The sequence below is a fragment of the Salinisphaera sp. G21_0 genome (assembly GCF_017744115.1).
Lineage (GTDB): Bacteria > Pseudomonadota > Gammaproteobacteria > Pseudomonadales > Endozoicomonadaceae > Endozoicomonas.
In genome coordinates this window covers 1-1,492 of the sequence record NZ_JAGHQW010000163.1, presented here as the reverse complement: position 1 = coordinate 1,492, position 1,492 = coordinate 1, and the positions used below count along the sequence as shown (strand labels likewise).

The 1,492-nt window shown below is 45.4% G+C and carries 1 protein-coding gene and 1 pseudogene; both read left to right on the top strand.

Features of this window, described 5'->3' with window-relative positions:
• A pseudogene (locus J7439_RS25420) lies at positions 1-788 on the top strand (hypothetical protein); the annotation flags it as partial.
• A 348-nt stretch (positions 789-1,136) separates the two neighbouring features.
• The coding region (locus J7439_RS25415) for a hypothetical protein (protein WP_209204850.1) at positions 1,137-1,492 on the top strand (356 nt) is incomplete at its 3' end.

The window sequence follows — 1,492 nt, the reverse complement described above, 5'->3', positions numbered from 1 at the left end:
CTAACGTGATGGAGCAAATCAGTCCGATAATTCACGCTGATAACTTGAGTAATAAGTCTGTTTCAAACCCACCAGAAAAAATAACTGACAACAAAGCCTCTCGGTTGGAGCGCCGAAGGAAGTACCAAAGGGAGTACCACAGGGAGTACCAAAGGGAGCGTCGCAAAGATCCCGCTTTCGCAGAGCGCGAAAGGGAGTACCAAAGGGAGTACCAAAGGGAGTACCAAAGGGAGTACCAAAGGGAGTACCAAAGGGAGTACAAAAGGGAGCGTCGCAAAGATCCCGCTTTCGCAGAGCGCCAAAGGGAGTACCAAAGGGAGTACCAAAGGGAGTACCAAAGGGAGCGTCGCAAAGATCCCGCTTTCGCAGAGTGCCAAAGGAAGTACCAAAGGGAGTACCACAGGGAGTACCAAAGGGATCGTCGCAAAGATCCCGCTTTCGCAGAGCGCGTAAGGGAGCGCCAAAGGGAGCGTCGCAAAGATCCCGCTTTCGCAGAGCGCGTAAGGGAGCGCCAAAGGGAGTACCAAAGGGAGCGTCGCAAAGATCCCGTCCTCGCAGAGGGGCAAAGAATCTATATGAGTACTTACATGAGAATCAAAAGACAAACCGCCAACAAGGAAGAAGCTTCAAAGCAAGCGAAAATCGCAAGAGAGCAGTATCTCCAGTCAATCCATTCAGCTGGAAACTCCGGTGAATTAACACTGACTTCTAATTCAGTTGAAACAAACCAGAGTCCCAGTAAAAATTCAGATGGCACTCTCCCTGCCACTTTTCAGTCTTCAAGCTGAAGGAATATTTACCGTCTCGATTGAACCTGTCTCAACAGTGAACAGTTAGCAATCTAAGAGTAAGAAGGTATTGGTCACTGTCCTCTGGATAAGCAAATGGTAAAACCTGCTTTGCCTCTACGGGAGCGCCGTGAAAACCGGGGTCAAAACCGGGGTCGGGTCTTGATTCTTGATCTAATCGTCTCACACTCCCACTTCGAGAGTTTCACATCATCATGATTAATAGTCATATCAAATCCTTATGCTTTTTTTGATGTAAATAGTGAATGGGTTGTGTCAGGAAGGAACTTGTGTAACGAAGCGGGAGTCTTAAACTGTGATTCAATAACTTAATGAATTTATGAATTAATGACTGATCCAGATTTTAACTTACAAGGCTGTTATTCGAATTTTCTCACCGCATATGATGCTGTTATGTCCGGCGGTAAGTCATTTTCCAATCGCTATACACAAAAAAATGCTATAGCATTCGGTCAGAAAGTGGAACAAACGGCCCCAATCAATAACACCCCAATACCCGATGAGGATAGACTCCATAACCGATTCGATGATTCAAGAATTAAACAAATGTCAATCACTATTCTTGATTCTAAAGAAATCTGCCTGGATGAGTCCTCTGAATTATCCGTAAGACCAGAAACATTTCAGAAAGCTGATAGTGGCACTGCATCAGAAATAAAAATTGTGCGAGTTTGGAGTATGGC